At 70.9% G+C, this 20,420-nt stretch carries 17 protein-coding genes and 1 tRNA gene; 7 read left to right on the top strand and 11 right to left on the bottom strand.

All coding sequences use genetic code 11. The annotated features are described in order from the left end of the window. Window positions 1–72 precede the first annotated feature (72 nt). The 3 genes from pth to INTCA_RS04655 form a co-directional block, all read right to left on the bottom strand. Window positions 73–657, bottom strand: coding sequence for an aminoacyl-tRNA hydrolase (gene pth, locus INTCA_RS04665; RefSeq protein WP_013491770.1), 585 nt, complete (start codon window positions 655–657; stop codon window positions 73–75). Between the two features lie 92 nt (window positions 658–749). Continuing rightward, entirely contained in the window at window positions 750–1,433 is a 684-nt protein-coding gene (locus INTCA_RS04660; RefSeq protein ID WP_013491769.1) for a 50S ribosomal protein L25/general stress protein Ctc, read from the bottom strand. Between the two features lie 414 nt (window positions 1,434–1,847). After that, complete coding sequence (locus tag INTCA_RS04655) at window positions 1,848–2,912, bottom strand: EamA family transporter (RefSeq protein WP_013491768.1); 1,065 nt, start codon at window positions 2,910–2,912, stop codon at window positions 1,848–1,850. A gap of 54 nt (window positions 2,913–2,966) precedes the next feature. On the opposite strand from INTCA_RS04655, the gene INTCA_RS04650 reads away from it, so the two are divergent. Next, on the top strand, window positions 2,967–3,542 hold the full coding sequence (locus INTCA_RS04650; protein ID WP_013491767.1) for a CGNR zinc finger domain-containing protein: 576 nt from the start codon (window positions 2,967–2,969) through the stop codon (window positions 3,540–3,542). A gap of 178 nt (window positions 3,543–3,720) precedes the next feature. Here INTCA_RS04650 and INTCA_RS04645 read toward each other — a convergent pair whose 3' ends face one another. Further along, on the bottom strand, window positions 3,721–4,701 hold the full coding sequence (locus INTCA_RS04645) for a ribose-phosphate diphosphokinase (RefSeq protein WP_013491766.1): 981 nt from the start codon (window positions 4,699–4,701) through the stop codon (window positions 3,721–3,723). After that, entirely contained in the window at window positions 4,698–6,143 is a 1,446-nt protein-coding gene (gene glmU, locus INTCA_RS04640; RefSeq protein WP_013491765.1) for a bifunctional UDP-N-acetylglucosamine diphosphorylase/glucosamine-1-phosphate N-acetyltransferase GlmU, read from the bottom strand. The genes INTCA_RS04645 and glmU overlap by 4 nt, the downstream gene beginning before the upstream one ends. A gap of 727 nt (window positions 6,144–6,870) precedes the next feature. Between glmU and INTCA_RS04635 the strand changes: the two genes are divergently transcribed. Next, on the top strand, window positions 6,871–7,167 hold the full coding sequence (locus tag INTCA_RS04635; RefSeq protein WP_148236471.1) for a hypothetical protein: 297 nt from the start codon (window positions 6,871–6,873) through the stop codon (window positions 7,165–7,167). A 399-nt stretch (window positions 7,168–7,566) separates the two neighbouring features. Here INTCA_RS04635 and INTCA_RS19425 read toward each other — a convergent pair whose 3' ends face one another. Next, entirely contained in the window at window positions 7,567–7,905 is a 339-nt protein-coding gene (locus INTCA_RS19425; RefSeq protein ID WP_148236469.1) for a hypothetical protein, read from the bottom strand. Next, entirely contained in the window at window positions 7,902–9,233 is a 1,332-nt protein-coding gene (locus tag INTCA_RS04630) for a chymotrypsin family serine protease (protein WP_013491764.1), read from the bottom strand. The genes INTCA_RS19425 and INTCA_RS04630 overlap by 4 nt, the downstream gene beginning before the upstream one ends. Window positions 9,234–9,661: 428 nt before the next feature. Between INTCA_RS04630 and INTCA_RS20445 the strand changes: the two genes are divergently transcribed. Together INTCA_RS20445 and INTCA_RS04625 are read left to right on the top strand one after the other, a co-directional pair. After that, window positions 9,662–9,793, top strand: coding sequence for a hypothetical protein (locus INTCA_RS20445; RefSeq protein WP_267896166.1), 132 nt, complete (start codon window positions 9,662–9,664; stop codon window positions 9,791–9,793). Between the two features lie 330 nt (window positions 9,794–10,123). Next, a complete protein-coding gene (locus INTCA_RS04625) occupies window positions 10,124–10,441 on the top strand; it encodes an HAD family hydrolase (RefSeq protein ID WP_052337973.1) in 318 nt (105 codons plus the stop codon). Window positions 10,442–10,526: 85 nt separating this feature from the next. Here the strand turns inward: INTCA_RS04625 and INTCA_RS04620 are convergent. After that, window positions 10,527–10,605, bottom strand: a tRNA-Gln gene (locus INTCA_RS04620). A 142-nt stretch (window positions 10,606–10,747) separates the two neighbouring features. Here INTCA_RS04620 and INTCA_RS04615 point away from each other — a divergent pair. Beyond that, the gene (locus INTCA_RS04615) at window positions 10,748–11,350 is read left to right on the top strand and encodes a TetR/AcrR family transcriptional regulator (protein WP_013491763.1); all 603 of its coding nucleotides are present in this window, start codon (window positions 10,748–10,750) and stop codon (window positions 11,348–11,350) included. 51 nt (window positions 11,351–11,401) lie between these two features. Here INTCA_RS04615 and INTCA_RS04610 read toward each other — a convergent pair whose 3' ends face one another. Further along, on the bottom strand, window positions 11,402–13,006 hold the full coding sequence (locus INTCA_RS04610) for a sigma-70 family RNA polymerase sigma factor (protein ID WP_041307267.1): 1,605 nt from the start codon (window positions 13,004–13,006) through the stop codon (window positions 11,402–11,404). 291 nt (window positions 13,007–13,297) lie between these two features. Beyond that, the gene (locus INTCA_RS04605) at window positions 13,298–14,149 is read right to left on the bottom strand and encodes a methyltransferase domain-containing protein (RefSeq protein WP_013491761.1); all 852 of its coding nucleotides are present in this window, start codon (window positions 14,147–14,149) and stop codon (window positions 13,298–13,300) included. Window positions 14,150–14,208: 59 nt separating this feature from the next. Here INTCA_RS04605 and INTCA_RS04600 point away from each other — a divergent pair, with 59 nt between their 5' ends. Both INTCA_RS04600 and INTCA_RS04595 read left to right on the top strand, forming a co-directional pair. Continuing rightward, on the top strand, window positions 14,209–14,724 hold the full coding sequence (locus INTCA_RS04600; RefSeq protein ID WP_013491760.1) for a MarR family winged helix-turn-helix transcriptional regulator: 516 nt from the start codon (window positions 14,209–14,211) through the stop codon (window positions 14,722–14,724). Window positions 14,725–14,815: 91 nt separating this feature from the next. Next, entirely contained in the window at window positions 14,816–18,049 is a 3,234-nt protein-coding gene (locus INTCA_RS04595; protein WP_013491759.1) for a M36 family metallopeptidase, read from the top strand. Between the two features lie 176 nt (window positions 18,050–18,225). On the opposite strand, the gene INTCA_RS04590 is transcribed toward INTCA_RS04595, so the two are convergent. Further along, window positions 18,226–20,373, bottom strand: a complete 2,148-nt coding sequence (locus tag INTCA_RS04590; RefSeq protein WP_013491758.1) for a multicopper oxidase family protein — start codon at window positions 20,371–20,373, stop codon at window positions 18,226–18,228. Between the last annotated feature and the right edge of the window lie 47 nt (window positions 20,374–20,420).

Raw genomic sequence — 20,420 nt, 5'->3', positions numbered from 1 at the left:
GCCGGCGACGGCGGGAGGAGCGGGACCCCGCGAGCGTCGGGGGCGAGCCCAGCGGCATACGGGCAACGCGTTCTAGGGGCGCGGTGCGTGGAAGCGCTGCTGCGCGTCCAGCAGGCCGACGTCGATGAGCGCCTCCACCGCGTCGGCGGCCTCATCGAGAAGGAACGGCAGCTCGGCCCGCTCCTGCTTGCCGAAGTCCCGGAGCACGTAGTCGGCCGGGTCCTGTCGCCCGGGCGGACGCCCGATCCCGACCCGCACCCGGTGGTAGTCCTTCGAGCCGACCGACTGGCTGATCGAGCGCAGCCCGTTGTGGCCACCCTCCCCACCGCCGACCTTGAGGCGGACCAGCCCCGCGTCGATGTCGAGCTCGTCGTGGACGACGACGAGCCGCTCGAGGGGCACCCCGAAGTAGCTGAGCAGGCCGGCGACCGGACCGCCCGAGACGTTCATGTAGGTCAGCGGCACCGCGAGGACGACCTTCGGCCCCGGCACCCTGAACCGCCCTTCGACGACGCGGGCGCGCGACCGGTGCGTCTTGAAGGAGCCCAGCCGGTGCCGCGACGCGAGCTCGTCGACGACCATCGCGCCGACGTTGTGCCGGTTGCCGGCGTAGGCGGGGCCGGGGTTGCCCAGTCCCACGACGAGCCAGGTGTCCATGACCTTCCTCGGTGGGTCGCTGGGTACGAGCGCGGGGCGGGGTCGGGGTGGTCAACCAGCACCTCGGCCGGTGACCACCCCGACTGAGGCGCTCAGGCCTCGGTGGTCTCGGCAGGCGCCTCGGCGCCCTCGCCCTCGGCGGCGGCCTCGCCCTCCGCGGCCGCCTCGGACGGGGCCTCGTGCTCGATGCCGGCCTCGGCCTCGGCCTCGGCGAGCTCGGCCTCGAGGGCCGCCTCGGAGATCGCCTGCGTCACGTTGACGACGAGAGCCTCCGGGTCGGTGGCCAGGGTCGTGCCCTCGGGGAGCGTGACGGCGCCGGCGAGGATCTGGGTGCCGGCCGGGAGGCCCTCGATGGAGATGACGACGTTCTCGGGGATGTGGGTCGCCTCGGCCTCGACCTGCAGCGACGAGTGGTCGAGCGTGACGACGGTCTCGGGGGCGGCCTCACCCTCGAGGTGGACCGGGATCTCGACGGTGACCTTCTCGCCCTTGCGGACGACGACGAGGTCGACGTGCTCGATGATCGGCTTGATCGGGTCGCGCTGGATGTCCTTGGCGAGGGCGAGCGCCTCCTTGCCGTCGACCACGATGGTCAGGAGGGCGTTGGTGTGGCGCAGCGCCTGGAACGTGTCGTGACCCGGCAGGGTGATGTGGACCGGCGCGGTGCCGTGGCCGTACATCACGGCGGGGATGTTGCCGGCGCGGCGGATCTTGCGGGCGGCGCCCTTGCCGAAGTCGGTGCGCTTCTCGGCGGAGAGCTTGGTTGCGTCAGACACGGGGTACTCCTGAAGTCTCGGTGGTGAGCTGCGGTTGGGCCTCGACGCGGGACGGTGCGCGGGTGGCTGGCGGTCCGCACGCAGGGCGGACCGGACCGGAGTCCAGGTTCCACCGCGTCGATCACGGACCCACGGCCTGGCAGCCGTGCAGCGTCCCTCGCCGAGGCAACCAGTCGATCTTACCGATGCCCGCCGGAGGCACGAAATCGACCATCCCGTATGCCGCTGAGCTCGCTCCCGCTGTCCGTTTCCTCCCGCTCCTCCCGCCGACTCGCGGGTCTGCGGCGTCGCTCCCTGACAGGGACCGATGACGCACCTTCCCGCTGGGGCGCCGCGCCGGCCCGCTCGGGGTCGCCCCTTGACCACCGGAAGGTGCGTCATCCGTCCCCGTCCGGGGGGCCCGTGAGCGGAGGGTCAGGGTGCGTGCTCGCCGATCGGGTCGGGGTTGAGCGCGCCCGTGGGGAGCAGCTCGGCCGCGTAGGCCTCGTCCGAGTCCGAGTCCGAGTCCGAGTCCGAGTCCGAGTCCGTAGCCAATGCCGGCCCGGGCCTGGCCGACGGACCGGGTCGGCCTCCGCGGGCCTCGTCGAGGCGGACCGCCACCAGTCCCCCGACGATGAGCACGCCGCCGACGAGCTGGACCGGCGTCGGGAGCTCGGCGAGGACGAGCCAGGCGAAGACGACGGCGAAGAGCACCTCGGTGAGGGCGACGAACGAGGCGACCTTGGCCCCGAGCAGACGCACCGCCGCCACCCCCGCGACGTACGCGAAGGCCGCCGCGACGACCGCGATGACGAGCACCGGCACCCACCAGGGCACGCTCGTGCGGCCGAGGAGCACGGTCGCGTCCCCGCGGGTCACGTCCAGCACTCCGACGAGCGCCCCGGCCCAGAGCACCGCAGCACCGACGACGAGCCCGGAGCCGGCGAGCGCGACGGGTGGGAGGTCCTCGTCGACGCCCGCAGTGATGAGGAAGTAGAGGACGAGCATCACGGCAGCGGCGAGGCCCCACGAGACCCCTGCGGCGCTGAGGCGCATGCCGCCGAGGACGTCGAGGACGAGGGCGAGGCCGGCGACGGCGAGGATCACGCCGACGACGGTGAGACCGCGCGGCGCCTGCCCGCGTCGGAACCACAGCCAGCCGACGATGAGGACCGGCGCCAGGTACTCGAGCAGCAGGGCCACCCCCACGGAGAGGTGGCTCACGGCGTAGAAGTAGGCGAGCTGGCACCCGGCGACACCCGTGAGGCCGTAGCCGACGACGAGCCGGGCGTTGCGCCGGAGCACGTCCCATCGGCCGCGGAGCACCCAGACCGTCGGTAGCAGGAGCACCGCAGCAGCAATGGTGATGCGGAGCGTGACGACCGCGCCGGGCGCCCAGCCGCCGATGAGGAGAGACTTGGCGAAGGCCCCTGACGTCGCGAAGGCGGCCGAGGACGCGAGCGCCGCGCCGAGGCCGAGCAGCGGGTGGCGATGCACCACGGCAGCCTCCTGTCAGGAGCAAAACGGATTACACTAGTGACCAGCGCAGGATCGATGTCAGGAGTCAACATCCTATTCACCCATGACGCCGAGGATGCTCTCTCCTGGGGCGCCGAGCTGGTCAACACCATGCCCGGCACCGTCCCGGGCGACACCTCGTCCGACACCCTCACCACGGTCGAGGACCTGCGCGACTTCCTCGCCGGGCAGCCCTGGACCGGCCGGTTCGACCGCGACGAGGCCGAGCTGGCCGCGGTCCGGGCCCTGCGTCCCCGACTCCGGCGCTTCTGGGAGTCGGACGAGCCGCAGGTCGTCGAGCTCGTCAACGCCATGCTGAGCGAGGCCGGGGCCGTCCCACGGCTCGTCGACCACGACGGCATCGGTTGGCACATCCACGCGACCCCGCTCGAGGCCCCGCTCGCCGAGCGGATGGCCGTGGAGCTCGCCTTCGCGATGGTCGACGTCGTCCGTGCGGGCGGCCTCGACCGCCTCCGGGTGTGCGAGGGGCAGGACTGCGACGACGTCATCGTCGACCTGTCCAAGAACCGGTCCCGCCGCTACTGCGACCGCGGATGCGCGGCCCGGGCCCACACGGCCGCCTACCGCGCACGCAAGGCCGCCCGCACCTGACCCGCCGGGGACCGATGACGCACCTTCGCGCCCCCGGACCCCGCGGCTGGGCACGCCGCCCGCCGCAGCCAGGGCCGAGCCGCGTCATCCGACCCCCAGGACGGGAGGAGACCGAGCCAGCCGTATGCCGCTGAGCCGGCTCAGCGGCATACGGCAGCTCTCGTGGGAGCCCCCTGGGTCAGGCCTTGCCGTCGAAGAGCTTGGTGACCGACCCGTCCTCGAAGACCTCGCGGATCGCCCGCGACACGAGCGGGGCGATGGACAGGACGGTGAGCTTGTCGAAACGCCGGTCGTCCGGGATGGGGAGCGTGTTGGTGACGACGACCTCGTCGACCTTGCAGGCCTTGAGCCGGTCCACCGCGGGGCCGGACAGAATGGCGTGCGTCGCCGCGATGATGACGGCCGTGGCCCCCTCCTCCATCAGGGCGTCGGCGGCCTTGGTGATCGTCCCGGCCGTGTCGACCATGTCGTCGACGAGGACGCAGACCCGGCCCTTGATCTCCCCGACCACCCGGTTGGCGACGACCTCGTTGGGCCGGTTGATGTCCCGCGTCTTGTGGATGAACGCGAGGGGCACTCCGCCCAGACGGGTCGACCAGTCCTCGGCGACCTTGATCCGGCCCGCGTCCGGCGAGACCATGGCGAGGTCGAGGTGGCCGTACTTGTCATTGACGTAGTCGCTGAGGATCGGCATCGCCATGAGGTGGTCGACCGGCCCGTCGAAGAAGCCCTGGATCTGCGCGGTGTGCAGGTCGACGGCCATGAGGCGGTCCGCGCCGGCGACCTTGAAGAGGTCGGCCATGAGGCGCGCCGAGATCGGCTCGCGACCGCGGTGCTTCTTGTCCTGCCGCGCGTAGCCGTAGAAGGGCAGCACGACGGTGATCCGTTTGGCGGACGCCCGCTTCAGCGCGTCGACCATGATGAGCTGCTCCATGATCCACTCGTTGATCGGCGACGTGTGGCTCTGGATGACGAAGGCGTCACAGCCGCGCACCGACTCCTCGTAGCGGACGTAGATCTCGCCGTTGGCGAAGTCGTAGGCGCTGGTCGGCACGAGCTCGGTCCCCAGCGCCTCGGAGACCTCCTGCGCGAGCTGCGGGTGGGCCCGGCCGGAGAACACCATGAGGTGCTTCTCGGTCGTCTTGTTGATCGTGCTCATCGGGTGCCACCCTTCGTCTCGGTGGCCGCTCGGGCAGCCTCGTCGGTCTTCGTACCGGCGCGGCGGCGCGCCACCCAGCCGTCGATGTTGCGCTGCTGCGCCCTGGTCACGGCGAGCTGTCCCGGCTCGACGTCGCTGACCACCGCAGAGCCGGCGGCGACGTACGCCCCGTCGGCGATCGTGCGCGGCGCGACGATGACGGAGTTGCTCCCGACGAAGCTCCAGGCCCCGACGTTGGTGTGGCCCTTGGTGACGCCGTCGTAGTTGGCGAAGATCGTGCCGGCGCCGATGTTGGCGCCCTCACCGATCGTCGCGTCGCCGCAGTAGGTCAGGTGCGGCACCTTCGCGCCGGCGCCGATCGTGGCGTTCTTCGTCTCGACGAACCCGCCGATCTTGCCCCTGGCGCCGAGGTTCGTCCCGGGACGCAGGAAGGAGAAGGGGCCGACCGTCGCGTCGGGCCCGATGACGGCGAGCTCGGCCTGCGACCGGACGACGCTGGCCCGGTCGCCGACCTCGACGTCCTTGAGCGTGGTGTCGGGTCCGATGACGCACTCGGTGCCGATCGTCGTGGCGCCGTGGATCTGGGTGCCCGGGTGGATCACCGAGTCGGGCCCGATCGTCACGTCGGCGTCGATCCACGTCGTGGCCGGGTCGATGACGATGGCGCCGTCGCGCATGGCCTGCTCGACCGTCCGGCGGTTCAGCTCGGCGCCGAGGCGGGCGAGCTGCACCTTGTCGTTGACGCCCTCGGTCTGCCAGATGTCCTCGATGACGTGCGCGTGCACCGTGAGCCCGCGCCGCCGGGCGACGGCGACGACGTCGGTGAGGTACTTCTCGCCCTGGGCGTTGTCGGTGCCGATCTCGCCGAGCGCCTCGCGGAGCAGCGCGGCGTCGAAGGCGTAGAGGCCGCTGTTGATCTCACGGATCTCACGCTGCTCGTCGGTCGCGTCCTTCTGCTCGACGATCGACTCCACGGCTCCGTCGGCGTCCCGGACGACGCGGCCGTAGCCGGTCGGGTCGTCGAGCAGCGCCGTGAGCACCGTGACCGCGTCGGAGGCCGCGTCGTGCACGGCACACAGCTGCTCGAGCGTGTCGGAGGTCAGCAGCGGCACGTCGCCGTAGGTGACGACGACGGTTCCGGTCAGGTCGGCCGGCAGCGCCTCGAGGGCGCACTCGACGGCCCGGCCCGTGCCCTTGACCTCGTCCTGGTCGACGATGATCGCGTCCTCGTCGTGCTCGGCGATGTGGGCTGCGACGCGGTCGCGCTCGTGCCGGACGACGACGGCCAGGTGGATCGGGTCGATGCCCCTGGCGGCCCGCATCGCGTGGCCGACGAGCGAGCGCCCACCGATCGCGTGGAGGACCTTGGGGGTGGTGGACTTCATGCGCGTGCCCTCGCCGGCGGCGAGGACGATCACGGCGGTCGGCCGGCGATCGCTCACGGGTGGCAGCTCCTCCTGGTGGGGGTGGCGTCCTCCCCGGATGTGTCGTCGGGGCGCCGCAGCCATGCTACTAGCGGCGCACGGGCCGCTCCCGCCACGTCCACCCGCGGGAGTGGCCGATCCGACCTGCCGTATGCCGCTGGGCTGGCTCCGTCGCGGCCGGCCTGCTCAGTGGCTGGTGAGATTCCTCCCGGGGAGCCGTCGAGGTGCGGGGGTACCGGCACAACGTGCCCCGGTCTGCTCCCCGGGCGGGAGTCGAACCTGCGTCGCTTGTCCTGATTCAAAGTTGCGGTCGCGGTGTCCACGGACGTCCCACTGCCTCGGGTTCGTGCTCAGCGCAAGGGTGCTCAGTCCCGCCCAGTCCATGCTCGTGCGGGTCGCTGTTAGCAAATCCGTTAGCAAGACCGAGCCATGCGGATCTGCGCAGTGACCTGCACTCGATGGGCTGGGAGGTGTCGCGCAGAAGGCGCGTGTGGGACTCAGCTGCGCGGGTCGTCGACGGTCGGGGCACTCGACCTGGGCAGTGGGCTACTCGGGGACTGAGCCACGCGCGTGCCTGGCGGGGGCCTATCTCTCCTCAGCGCGCCTTCGACTCAGCCCAGTTGCCAAGGAGAAAGCCCATCCGAGTGTCGGCGGCAGGGCGCGCGACCCGCGACAATGCCCGGCTTGTGTCGTACGCCCTGCTGGCAGACTCAATGCGTCAAACTTTCGTGGAAGAGGCGTCGTGGTGAACGGTTCCGAGCGGGGCGGCGAGCCTTGGGGGCTGATGCCAAGATGGGAGTGGCGAGCGTGGCTGGTGTTCGTCCTCGTCCAGCCGATGCTGGTCATCTACTTCGTGGCCGATGTTCACGCTCGCGCGGGCGAGGTCAGTGGCCGGCCCTGGCTTCCGTGGGCAGTCGTGTCGCTGGACGTGGCGCTGCTCGGCCTTGCGGGTTGGCGCATGCGGGCGACGCGGCGGCCGCCGGATCCAGCTGGTCGGTTCGCACGACGACAGAGGGCCGAGCAGCTGGAGGGCGACGAGTGATGGCGTGACTGGTCCGCGGCTCTGCACGGTTTAGCGCGGGGTGCGGTGGGGTGCGCGTAGGCGCGGCAGCGCCGACGCGCGGGGTCCGCATCGCGTGGCCCCGCGCTTTTCCGCGCCGCAGGCGCGTTAAATAAGCCAGTACAGAAAGTCCTCACCAGGGGCGAACGGACGAACAGGGCGAACCGGGCGCTGCCGCGCACGGGGCGCTGCCGCGCACGGGGCGCATCCGCGCGACCTTTGCCGATGAGCGGCCGAACGGTGCGACCCGACCGGCGGCACCATGGCTCTCAAGCCGAGGTATCGATTCGCCGCGGGAGAGAACCCAGTTGTAAACCGTCGTCGCTCTCGATTGGCTCGGGCGGTGGCGTTTCCGTCCCGGGATGTTGGTCATGAGCCTCACTACAGGCGTGGGACCACTGCGCCGTCTGGGTCGAGTACGGCACGGGCGCCCAAGGGTGCATGGAGTACCACTTTGACAGTCTGCTGACGCCCGAGCGATGTGGTGTCGTCGGTTCGGGCGCCGTCTGCGAGTACTTCGATCTTGACCAACTTGTCGGTCTCTTCCAGAACGTGCACTGTTCCGACTGCGAGGTCGGGTTGCAAAACGACGTCAAGCTCGATCGTCGTTGGCGAGTTGGTCACGTGATAGGCGCGTATTGACGCTCGGGCTGGGCTCGTGCATGCGGCAAGTGCTATGGCCAAGGTCGCGGCCACTGCGGCGGCGACGATGCGCGTCATGACGTCAGGAGCGTTCCGGGGAACGCGTAGTAGGGGTCCCAGATGTCGGTGAAGACCTCGAAGCATTGGTCGAGTGAGCCGCCGTAGTAGTCACTGCCCCCACCGCCACCACCGGAGTGGATGCCACGTGCACGGACGGACCCGTCGGAGTTGACGATATAGATCGGGCCCCCTGAGTCGCCGGGGCGGGTACACCAGCCTTGCTTGCTGTAGCTGACCGCGACGTTGCGTGCGAGCTCACCGTTGGAGTAGCGGTGGTCAGTTCTCGGGTAGCGCACGGTCCATCCGCAGATCTCTCCCGAAACCGAGCCGCCGGTGCAGTAGGGATCTCCGTTAACCACCTGTGAGGCCATGCCCCGCACGGGTTTCCCAGACGTCGAGGAGGAACTGCCCCGGTATATGTAGCCTTGACCGGACTTAGAGCTGTACATGGCGATCTGGGCAATATCGCCACGGTAGGTACTGCCGCCGCCGGACATGAGAACCGTGCCAGTCCCGCTGTTCCAGTTCTCGCGACTTGACTGCGTGACGGTTCCCATCGACGTTTCGGGAGTCGACACCGTGCCACCAGTCGGTCGGCAGTGGCCGGCGGTGAGCATGTAGTAGCCGCCGTTGTAAGTCTCAGTGAAGGCGTCGGTGCAACCGATGATCCAGGCCCCGCCCCAGAACGGGCTGCCGTCGGATTGCCGACCGAATTGAGGCAAGCTTACGGGTCGGTCTGCATCGACATGGACCGCGACGCTCCGGCCGTAGCGACTGGCCATTTCGGCAATCAGCTCGTCACTCGCGGTCACAACGCTGATCACCACTCGATCGTGCTCCGGGTCGGCCTGGGAGAGCCAGACGTCTTCCTCCGTAAACTGCGCCCCCATGTCTATCGCGTCGTGTTGCAGCTGCTCGAGCGTGGCGGCGCTACGAGGGGCCTCGACCCGAGCTACAGCAGCGGCAGCCCTCGCGCTCTCGGCGGAGGGTGGCAGTTCCTTTTCCTTCGGCACAACGACTCGTGTGGGTTGGGGTGGTTCGGTGGAGTTGGCGTGCGCGTTGAGCATGGCGTGTCCGCGAGGCGATGTGACACCAATCTGGACCCGGTGCCCCGCCTCGTCGATCCAGACCCCCGAGAAGTCGTCTTGGTTTTCGGCGACGAGTCGTGCAGCGACGTCGTAATCGCCGCGAAGATCGGCGGGTACCGGCCGGGCTGGATTCTCTGTGACAATCACGGTTCCGGTTTCGGCGCCTTCGGCGATGCTCGGGCCCAACATCGACAGTGCCGCTGGGAGCGAGATGGCGGCCGCAACGCCGACCCGAATGATTCCGATCCTGCGGTTCATGAGGCTCCTCCTGTCGATTGGCCGGGGCGCCGGGGTCGGAGGGATTACCGGCCCCGGGGGCAAGCCCGCCGAGTTCGCGCCCGTTCTGCCTCATGATTGCTCGACACGAGCGCCCATGTTGACGATTCATCCAATCTCGCCGATCTGCGGTGCACGTTCCACCACGGAGAACCGTCACAGTCACTGAGGATTCGGCCACGCAACGACCGCTACTGCCGCGACGTATGCAAATACGGGCGGTTTGGTCCGCCGTCGTGAAGCATCGCTGCACGGTCCCCAGCGAGCGCCACCGTCGAGGCCCGCACGCACGGCTCGGCGCCCTTGTTCAAGGCGTACATCATCAACAGAGTCGACACCTTCTTCGGCTACTACCCCGTCGTCAAGCACGAGGTCCGCATCGGAACCAAGCGCCAGGCGATCTACGACCCATGGGCAAGGACGCGGTCCACTTCCAGTTCACCGACGACGGCGAACCGGACTCTACCGGTTCCCAGTTCGTCGCCCAGACCCAAACGTGGTTCGACAGCATCTGGAACGCCATCGCCCAACTCTCGACATGACCACCGCGCACGAGCTGCTGACGCAAGCACGCGGCCTGCTCCTCGACTTCGGCGGACCACTAGCCGCGCTCATGCCCCCACCCGCCAACGCGCAGGCAGCAGACAAGCCCGGGCAGCGCTCGACGGGATCGACCTCCCGGACACCATCCTCAGCACCACCGACCACCTCGAAGTGCTCCGCTACGCGCTCACCGAACACCCAGAGCGCCTAGCGGCCGTCGAAGCAGCATGCACCCGCGCCGAAGTCGCAGCCGCAGCAACCTGTGCACCCAGCCCCACGCACGCGACCTGCTCGAAGGTGCTGCAGACCGTTGACAAACTGTCGCTGTCGTGAGCAACAACTCGGCCGACGCCGTGCTCGAGTTCTTCGCGGCCCATGGATGGGCCCACTACGTCGACGGGTACGCCTGGCGCACCCTCCAGAACGTCCACGATCTCAAACCCAGCCCCCGGCTGATCATCGACGCCGGACGCGCCGTCAACCGCCCTCCCGACTCATTGGTGCTCGTCGGCGACAGCGTCACTGACGTTCAAGCCGCGACTGCTGCAGGCCTACCGACAATCGGCATAGCCAAGAACTACCAACGCGCAGCCGCACTCACCGACGCAGGCGCCGCAGTCGTGGTCATACCCAGCACCCGCTGTTAGCAAATCCGTTAGCAAGCGCGACAGGGGCGGGGATGTGTCGAAATGACCGGAAGTGCGTTTGTGCAGGTCAAGGGTGGCGCGCTTGCTCCCCGGGCAGGAGTCGAACCTGCGTCGCTTGTCCTGATTCAAAGTCAGGCGGGCCCTGCCGACAGACCAACCGGGGATCGTCACCGAGTGCGGGACGCCCCAAGGTTAGTGCAGGCCCACGGACGCCACCGACTCGCTCGCGCCGACGCAGGCAGAATGGGACCCGTGACCGCCGACGACCGTTCCCCCGCCCCTCGCTCCACACCGGCGCGCAACCGGATGACCGGACCCGAGCGGCGGGAGCAGCTCGTCGCGGTCGGTCGTCGGGTGTTCGCGGACAAGGGCTTCGAGGCGGCGACCGTCGAGGAGATCGCCTCGCGGGCCAAGGTGTCCAAGCCGGTCGTCTACGAGCACTTCGGCGGCAAGGAGGGCCTCTACGCGGTCGTCGTCGACCGCGAGATCCAGCGCCTGCTCGGCGGGATCACGGCTGCGCTCGAGGGTGGGGCGGGGGCACGGCACCTGCTGGAGCGGGCCACGCTGGCGCTGCTGGACTACATCGACAGCGACTCCGAGGGTTTCCGCATCCTCGTGCGCGACTCGCCCCCCGGGCAGTCGACCGGCTCGTTCGCGAGCGTCCTCGGTGACGTCGCGACTCGCGTCGAGCACCTGCTCGCCGTGGAGTTCAAGCAGCGTGGTCTGGACCCGAAGTCCGCGCCGATCCACGCGCAGATGCTCGTCGGGATGGTGGCCCTGACGGGTCAGTGGTGGCTCGACCGCCGCAAGTTCAAGAAGGAGGAGGTGGCCGCGCACCTGGTCAACCTCGCGTGGAACGGCCTGGCCGGTCTCGACCGCTCCCCCACGCTCGCGACGACCCGCCGCTGACGGAGCCCTCGGGCCGCATCCCCTGGGCAGGCTCGCGCCGTTCAGCCGCGCTCAGCCCAGGGAGAGCGTCTGGGTGCGCGTCGCGCCGGTCGAGTCGGTGATGACCACCCGGATGGGGGAAGGCCCCTCGAGACCCGACTGGACGAGCATCGCCTGACCGTCCTGTCCGGTGCAGCGGACCGACGACGGAGCCGCCGACGAGCAGGCCCACGGGCTGTTCTTGACGGTGAGCTCTCCGCCCGCGGGCGTGGTGACGACGATCGTGATCGGGCCCTCGACTCCCCGGACCCGTAACAGGAACCGCGTCGTCTCCCGTTGCTGGACGACGTGGACGGAGGCCTCGGCCGCCGAGACCCGTGGTGCCGGGGGCGGGGCTGGCTCGCTGGTCGGGGTCCGCGGAGCGCGCGTGCCCGGGGCCGGAACGGCAGCTGGTCGGGGCGCGGGCGGGGTCGTCCTGGCCGGCGCGGGGCGAGGGGTGGTGGTCACCGTGGCCCGCGTCGGCGCCGGGGCCGGCTCGGCAGCGACGGACGGCTTCGGCGGTGCGGGACGAGTCGGCACGGCTGATGGCGCCGTCGACGGGGCCGACACGGCCGGGGCCGGAACCGCCACCACGGGCTCCACGGGGGTCGGGGCCGCGGTGGCGAGGCCCACCCCGATCGCGACGCCGGCGACGAGGGCGCTCGCCCGGCCGGCGAGCTGCCCGAGGGAGTCGCCGATGCCGGGCGTCGGCGGCGGCGTGCTCGCAGTGGCGCTCCCTGTGGCACTCGCTGCGCCCACGGTGCTGCCGGTCCCGGTCGCCAAGCCGGCACCGGCCGTGGCGCCGGCGAAAGCCGTGGCGTTGACGAAGCCCGCGGTGCTGACACCGGCCAGGAAGACGAAGGGAACGATGAGGCCGGGGAACTCGGCGTGGATGGCCCGGAGGTCGGCGGCGACGGCCGTGGCGTGCCCGCAGGTGCGCAGGTGCTCCTCGACGCGGGCCTTCTGCCGCTTCGGGAGACGGTCGCGGACGTGAGCTCCGAGGTGCGCGATGGCCCAGCGACACTCGTCGCTGTCGGCGCCCGGCAGGCTTCGCTCGGCACACGCGTCGAGGTAGTGGGCGCGCAGCGCCTCGCGAGCCCGCATCGCTCGCGCGCTCACCGCGTTGGCCGACATCCCGAGGGCCGGCGCCAGCGTGCGGGGGGCCTCGCCCTCGACCGTGGTGTGCCACAGGACCCGCTGGTCCCGCTCGGAGAGTGCTCGGAAGGCGGTGCGGATGAGGTCCGCGTCGAACTCCTGGTCGAGGCCGCCGAGCGGGTCGACGACAGGTGTGCCGAGGCCCTCGAGGGTCTCGTCCTCGGCGGGCACGACCTTGAGCTCGCGCCGCCCGTGGTCGACGGCGACGGACCGGACCGCGGACAGGAAGTAGGCCCGGAAGTGCTCGTCGGGCCCCTTGCCGTCCTGGATCAGGGCGAAGACGCGCGCTGACGCCTCCGCGACGATGTCCTCGGCCGCGGTCCTCCCGCGGTGCCGGTTGGCGACGGCGTAGGCGGCCGGCAGGTGGCGCCGCCAGAGCTCGCCGAAGGCCTCTGCGGAGCCTTCGCGGCTGCGCGCGAGCAGGTACATGTCGGCCGCCGAGGACCAGGCCTCGCTCGACCACATCGACATGTCAGCCGCCACGCACCAAACCTTCCGACGTCCCCCTTGTCAGACCAGTGTGCCACCCGGGCATCGTCGAGCCGGCAGGATTCAGAACGCGGGGAGGGTGAGTATGCGGCCCGCCCCTCCGAGGAGTCCCCTCCACGAAACTCCTCAGAAGGGCGAGCCTGACGGCGGCCGGGTTCCCGTCAGGGGCACTCCCTCCCCTGACGAACGGGAGTCCGGAAAACCGTCGCCACCTGGTAGACGAGGGAGTCGCGGTTTCATGACCGAGTTTCTGCCCCAGATCCCACCGTGACCAACGCCACACCGTCACCCGGGCTTCTGGGCCACCGCGAAGAGGCGGCTGAACGGGAAGAGGACCCCGAAACCGCGCCGCGGGTAGGCCGCCTCGAGCTCGCCCCCGTAGTCGGCGATGAAGGCGTCCCGGTCTTCCGCCTCGCTCAGCGTGCTGAGGACGGGACGGAGGCCGGTGCCGCGGACCCATTCGAGGACCGGGTGCGGCGAGCCCTCCTCGGCGGGTAGGACCTGCAGGTACGTCGTCTGCCACGCGTCCACCTCGGCCCCGAGGTCGAGCAGGAGGGTGGCATAGGTCTCGAGCAGGGCGACGGACCGGGCCCGGTCGAGACGCTCCTCGAGCTCGTCCACGCGGGGGTGACGCGCGGCGACCTCACGCATGAGCCGGTGTGACGGCGCGTCGAAGTTCGCCGGGACCTGCATGGCGAAGGTCCCACCCGGGGCGAGCGCCTCGAACCAGGCGGGAATGAGGCGCAGGTGCGTCGGAATCCACTGGAGCGTCGCATTGGTGATGACGACGTCGAAGGCGGGGTCGCCCGTGACGACGGGGTCCCAGGCCTCGGCCCGTGACTCCACCCACTGGACCCGGCCGTCGCGATCACGGGTGCGCGCCTCCGCGAGCATCTCCGGCGAGCTGTCCACGCCGACCACACGGGCGTCCGGCCAGCGCCGGGCCAGCCCGAGGGTGAGGTCGCCGGGCCCGCACCCGATGTCGACCACCCGCTGGGGCGCCGCCGTCCGGATCCGGGCCACCAGCTCGTGGAACGGGCGGGCCCGCTCGTCCGCGAACCGGCCGTACTGGCCCGGGTCCCAGAGCGTCTCCCGCCCACGCTGCCCACGCTCAGCCGCCTCGCTCCGCTCTGTCATGTGCGCTCCCCAGTTTTGCTTGATGTCAAGACTCTTGACGGTGCTCCTAGAGTGGAGGCATGAGCCCCGACCGTCAGCCCGTCGATGACGTCGACGTCATCGTCTCTGCCTGGCGCCGTGAACGTCCAGACCTCGATGTGACGCCGCTCGAAGTCCTCTCGCGGGTGTCCCGCCTGGCCCGTCGCCTCGACCTCGCTCGCGGGTCGGCCTTCTCCGTGCACGCGCTCGACGGGTGGGCCTTCGACGTCCTGTCCGCCCTCCGTCGGGCCGGCAAGCCCTACGAGCTCTCCCCCGGGCAGCTCGTCCAGCAGACCCTCGTCACGTCGGGCACGATGACCAACCGCGTCGACCGCCTCGAGCGCAGCGGCCTCGTCGCGCGCCGACCCGACCCCCATGACCGCCGTGGGGTCCTCGTGCACCTCACCCCCGCGGGCCGGGACGTCGTCGACGCGGCCATGGCCGACCTCATCGAGCAGGAGAAGTCGCTCCTGTCCGAGCTGTCACCGGCGGACCAGGCCGCGCTGGCCGGGCTGCTGCGCCGTATGCTCGCGCCGCTCGAGTCCCAGGAGTCCTGACCCGGTTCCGTAGCCTGCGCCCCACCTGTCTCGTTGCACCTCCGACGGGCCGATCCGGCCCGCTCCAGCTGGAGCTGCAAAGGAGCAACCTGTGGGCATCACCCCCAAGCACGTCCTCGCGGTGGGACTGTGCGCCCTGACTGCCGCGGCGGGCGTACCCCTCGCCGTCGCCGCGCCCTCGACGAGCGCCCTGCCACTGACGTCCAACACCCTGTCCGACGTCGTCGACGACCTGCTCGCCACGCTCGACACCCGGGCCGTGACCAAGGCCATCGTCCCGAGCCAGGCGACCCGGACGGCGGTCTCCGACCTGCTCGCCGCGTCGGGTCCCGGCGCCCGCGCCACGTGGGACCCCCGCTTCGGCACGCTGCGGACCCTCCGCGCCGACGGCTACCTCACCGGTCCTGCCTCGGGCTCAGCCGTCGACATCGCCCGCGCCTGGCTGGCAGCGAGCCCAGCGGCATACGGCCTGAGCTCCCGACAGGTGAGCGCGCTGTCCGTCGCGAGGGACCACACGCTCCCGGGGACCGGCACGCACGTCGTGACGTTCGTCCAGACGGTCGCCGGGGCGCCGGCGGCGCGCGGTGGGCGCGCCATCGTCGCCGTCACCAAGGACGGCCGAATCCTGTCGTATGCCGCTGAGCTCGCCCCCGGGGAGACGCTGAGGTCAGGATGGGTGCTGGGTGAGGCGGGGGCCCTGCTCACGGTCGCCGCGCAGCTCGCTCCGGGGGTCACCTTCGCCCCCAAGGCAACCGGGACACAGGCCGGCTTCACCACCTTCGAGCGGGGGCCGTTCGCCGGGCCGGGCTACGCGCGCAAGGTCGTCTTCCCGACGAGGAACGGGCCGGTGGCGGCCTACAAGGTCTTCTTCATCAAGGAGCAGACGCGGGCGTGGGAGGTCATCGTCGACGGGACGACCGGGGCGGTCCTGCACCGGGCCGGAGTCGTCCAGTTCGAGGACCCGCACGGGACCGTCTACGACAACTACCCGGGCGCGCCCGCCGGTGGCGAGCCGCGGCAGGCGCCGTTCGGCGCGACGGCGGAGTCGCCGAAGGGCTGGGTCGACCTCACCGGCGCCACCGGGACCGGCGTCACGACTCTCGGCAACAACGCCGACGCCTACGCCAACTGGTCCAACTTCATCGGTCCGGTCGACAACGCGCCGAGGCCGGTCGCCGTCGACGGGCACTTCGACGACGACTACGCGAACCGGTGGGCGGCGACGAAGGGCCAGACCGTGCCGCCGTCGTACGCCGACGACCTCAACCCGGCGGCGACGAACCTCTTCTTCCACCACAACCGGATCCACGACCGCCTCTACCGGCTCGGCTTCACCGAGAGCGGCGGCAACTTCCAGGCCGACAACGGCGGCCGGGGCGGGCTGGGCGGCGACGCGATCCGTGGGCTGGTGCAGGCCGGCGCGGCCTCCGGTGGCGCGCCGACCTACACCGGGCGGGACAACGCCTACATGCTGACCCTCGACGACGGCATCCCGCCGTGGAGCGGCATGTTCCTCTGGGAGCCCATCGAGGACGCCTTCGAGGGACCGCACCGCGACGGCTCGTTCGACATGTCGGTGATCGAGCACGAGTACAGCCACGGCCTGTCCAACCGGTACGTCGCCGGCGGCGGGGCGCTCGGCTCGCACCAGTCCGGCTCGATGGGCGAGGGCTGGGGCGACTGGTACGCCCTCAACCACGCCTACACCGAAGGGCTCGAGACCTCGCGGGCCGTGGTCGGCGCCTACGCGACCGGCAACGAGACGCGCGGCATCCGCAACTACGACTACAACGACAACCCGAACACCTTCGGCGACATCGGCTACGACGTGACCGGGCCGGAGGTGCATGCGGACGGCGAGATCTGGACCGCGATCCTCTGGGACCTGCACCGGGCCCTGGTGACCGAGCACGGCAAGGCCGAGGGTGCGGAGCGGGCGGCCCGCCTCGTCACCGACGCCATGCCGATCAGCGCCCCGAACCCGTCCTTCCTCGACCAGCGCGACGCCATTCTCACGGCCGACCTCGACCGCTACCACGGGGACGACGCGGACCTCATCTGGTCGGTGTTCGCGCGACGCGGGGCGGGCGCCTCGGCCGTCTCGGCCACCGGTGACGACGCCGACCCGCAGCCCGGGTTCGACCACCCCACCGCAGCCCGGAACGGCACCGCGGCCCTCACCTTCGTCAACGCGACGACCGGCGAGCCGATCAGCGGGGCCAAGGTCATCCTCGGCGTCTTCGAGGCCCGGGTCAGCCCGCTCGTGCGGACCGGCTCGACCGGTGGTGCGACGGTGCGGGCCGTCGCGGGGACGTACCCCCTGACGGTGCAGGCGCCGGGCTTCGGCACGCAGACGATCGAGGACTTCTCGGTGGCGGCGGGCAAGAACCGGTCCCGGGTGGTCAGGCTCGCACCCAACCTCGCGTCCACGGCGGCCGGCGCGTCCATCGTGTCGGTGTCGAACGAGGACGCCGGCCAGCCTGCGAAGTTCGCCTTCGACGACACGGCCGCCTCGGTCTGGTCCACCCGCAAGGACGCCGAGGGCGCCTACAACGCCGGGCCCGACGAGCGGGTCACGGTCAAGCTCGCAGCCCCGGCCACGGTCTCCTCCGTGCGGGTCAGCGCCTTCAAGGCGACGAACGCGTCCCGGTTCTCGGCGGTGAAGGACTTCACCGTCCAGACGTCCCTCGACGGCGTCACGTGGAAGACCGTCCGGACCGGGGCGTTCGGCTACCAGGCCCCGCGCCCGACGGCCGCTGACCTCAACTACACGACCTTCGCCCTCGCCACGCCGACGAAGGCCGCGTACCTGCGGTTCTTCATCGACTCGGTGCAGGGCGACACGACGACGTACGCCCAGGTCGCGGAGATCGAGGCGTTCGGCTCGGGAGCCGTCGTGGAGAACGGGACGGTGACCCCCGACCCGGCCCACACCGACGAGGGCACCATCTCGGCGCCCAACCCCGCCGCCGGGGACGTCACCGGGCTGCAGAACGTCTTCGGCGTCACCGGGACCGAGATGAACACCGCCTGCACCTTCCCGCCGTCGTCCCAGGGCGTCGACGGCTGGGTGACGAAGCTGCCGGCCGGGTTCTCCGACGGCCTGCACTCCGTGTCCGTGCGGGGTACGAGCGCGGCCGACTCGAGCCTCGGCCACGACCTCGACCTCTACTTCCTGGACAGCTCGTGCGGGCTCACCGGGTCGGTCGCGACCTCCGCGGCGGACGAGTCTGCGGTCATCCCGCCGGGGTCGGTCTACGTGCTGACGCACCTCTGGACGGGCGCCGACGTCGCGGTCGAGGTGACCGCGGTCGACAACCGCTGACCCCATCGAAAGAGCAGTTCGTCCCGTTCCCATCGAAAGAGCAGTTCGTCCTTCCCGGGACGAACTGCTCTTTCGATCGGGGGCTTTCGATCGGGGGCTTTCGATCGGGGGCTTTCGATCGGGGGCTTTCGATCGGGGGCTTTCGATCGGGGGCTTTCGATGGGCAGTGGTGGTGGTCAGCGGGGTTGGGCGGGGTCCGCCGGGCCGACCTGCAGGGGCCGCATCATCTCGTGGTCCTCGTGCTCGAGGATGTGGCAGTGCCAGACATAGCGCCCGGCAGTGTCGAACTGCAGGCGGATCCGGGTCACCTCCTCCGGATAGGCGATCACGGTGTCCTTGCGTCCCGACTCGCCGTGCTCCGGGCCCCGCGCGGAACTGTCGGGCGAGATCCGGACGACTGCCGTCGGCCCCGCGCCGTGCTCGTGCTCGTCCTCCTCGGGCCCGTCGTCCGGGGGCTCCTCGACGTGGACGGACTGGCGGTCCACCACCTCGAACGCGACCTCGTGGACGTGGATGGGATGGGCGTCACCCGTCGTGTTGTAGATCTCCCACACCTCGGCCGCACCCTGGTCGGGGTGCTCGGTCACCTCCTCGTGCCACTCGCTCGGGAAGACGTGCCCGCCCTCCGGCGCGGCCGGGTCCCCGACGACGACGCCGAGCAGGGCCCGCGCCGGTGCGTCCTCGGCTGCCATCGACATGGCCTCGATGAGCGCGACGCGGCGCACCCGCCCCTCGTCCGGCAGGGCAGGGACCGCCGGCAGGACGAGGTGCTCCGGCGGGGTGGAGCGGTCCGGGGTCACCGCTCGGCCCACGCGGAACTGGAGGACCTGACCGGTCGTGGCCGCATCGGCGGGCTCGAAGTCGCCGCCGCGGAAGGGCTCGTCCGGCCCGACGTTGTGCAGCACCCATTCGCCACGCGGGACGTCGGTGAAGTCGACGACGAGGTCGGCCCGCTCGGCCGGGGCGAGGAGCACCTTGCCCTCGAGGTCGGCCGTCACGTGGGCGGCGTCCGGGAGCAGGCCGCCGTCGTTGCCGATCTGCCACACGTCGACGCCGGGGATGGCGGTGAAGTCGAGCAGGAGGAACCGGGACTGGCACCCGTTCAGCACCCGGAACCGGTACCGACGCTGCTCGACGTCGAGGTGCGGCCAGACCCGTCCGTTGACGATGAGGGTGTTGCCGAAGAACTCAGGGTTCCAGACCGGTGAGAGGTCCGACTCGGGCACCCACGGGCCGGTCACGCCGTCGAAGAAGGTCCGGGAGTCGGGGTAGAAGAGCGACCCGTCCGCGTTGAACGACCGGTCCTGGATGGCGATCGGGATCTCGTAGTACGCCTTCCCCGGGGGAGGGTCGGTGCGCCGCGGCGCTGGGCCCGGGAGCGAGGCCGCCCCGCCCGTGCGGGCGTCGCGGATCGGCCCGTCGCCACCGGAGACGTCGCGGAGGAGGTAGAAGCCGGCGGGTCCCGCGTAGACGTTGAGGCGGGTCAGGCCCAGGGCATGGTCGTGGAACCACAGGGTCGACGCGCGGTTGTGGTTGGGGTACTGGCTCGTCTGGGCCCCGGCCTCGGGCGCGACGCCGAAGCGCTCCTGGGCCAGCCCGGCCAGGTAGGCGTACCACCGCCCGGAGGTGGCGAGCTCGGGATCGAGGTCGGTCGCGGCGGGCAGGTACCACGCCTCCGTGTAGCCGTCGCTCTCGTCGCCGACCCCCTCCGCGCCGTGCAGATGGGTGACGATCGGCACCGGGCCCCGGTACGTCGTGTACTGCGTCGCCGGGTCGGTGTACTCGTCGGGCGGCACGAAGACGCGGCCGGTGAGGTCCGGCTTCTGGTCGGTCGACCGATGGCCGTGCCGGTCCGGCAGCCGCTCGGGGTTCGCCCAGTGCAGGCTCGGGTCGACCGGGAGGAGGTGCGGCAGCGCTCGGCCGTCGGCGTCGACGAGGTCGTTGACCCACCGGACCCGCACCGGGACCCCGACGGTGGCCTCGATGGTCAGCGACGGCGCGTGGTGCAGTGCGGTTCCGGGACCCGCCGGACCGTAGCCCCACACGGTCGTCAGGGGCAGTGGCGTCGGCAGCATGGCCTGCTCGAACTGCCGCATGGCGATCTCGTAGTAGTCGGCGCGCCCCGCTCCCCGCCACGGGACGGTGCCCGCTCGCGGCATCACCGGCGGGATGAGCAGCGGCGAGGCGAACTTCGGCACGGCGCTCGGGTCGAGGCTGCCACCCGGCAGGCTCGCGAGCGCGACGCGTTGACCCGCGGCGGTCGTCGCGAAGAGCGTGAGCGTCGTCGCCCCGGTGTACTTCAGGAACGTCCGTCGAGTGAGCATCGGCCCGCCTCCCCTACGAGGTCCCCCGAACTTCTTCGACCACCGTA

Origin of the sequence: Intrasporangium calvum DSM 43043 (assembly GCF_000184685.1) — a bacterium.
In the GTDB taxonomy this organism is placed as follows: domain Bacteria; phylum Actinomycetota; class Actinomycetes; order Actinomycetales; family Dermatophilaceae; genus Intrasporangium; species Intrasporangium calvum.
The sequence above is the reverse complement of the archived record's forward strand: the minus strand, read 5'-3'. Positions and strand labels throughout refer to the sequence as shown.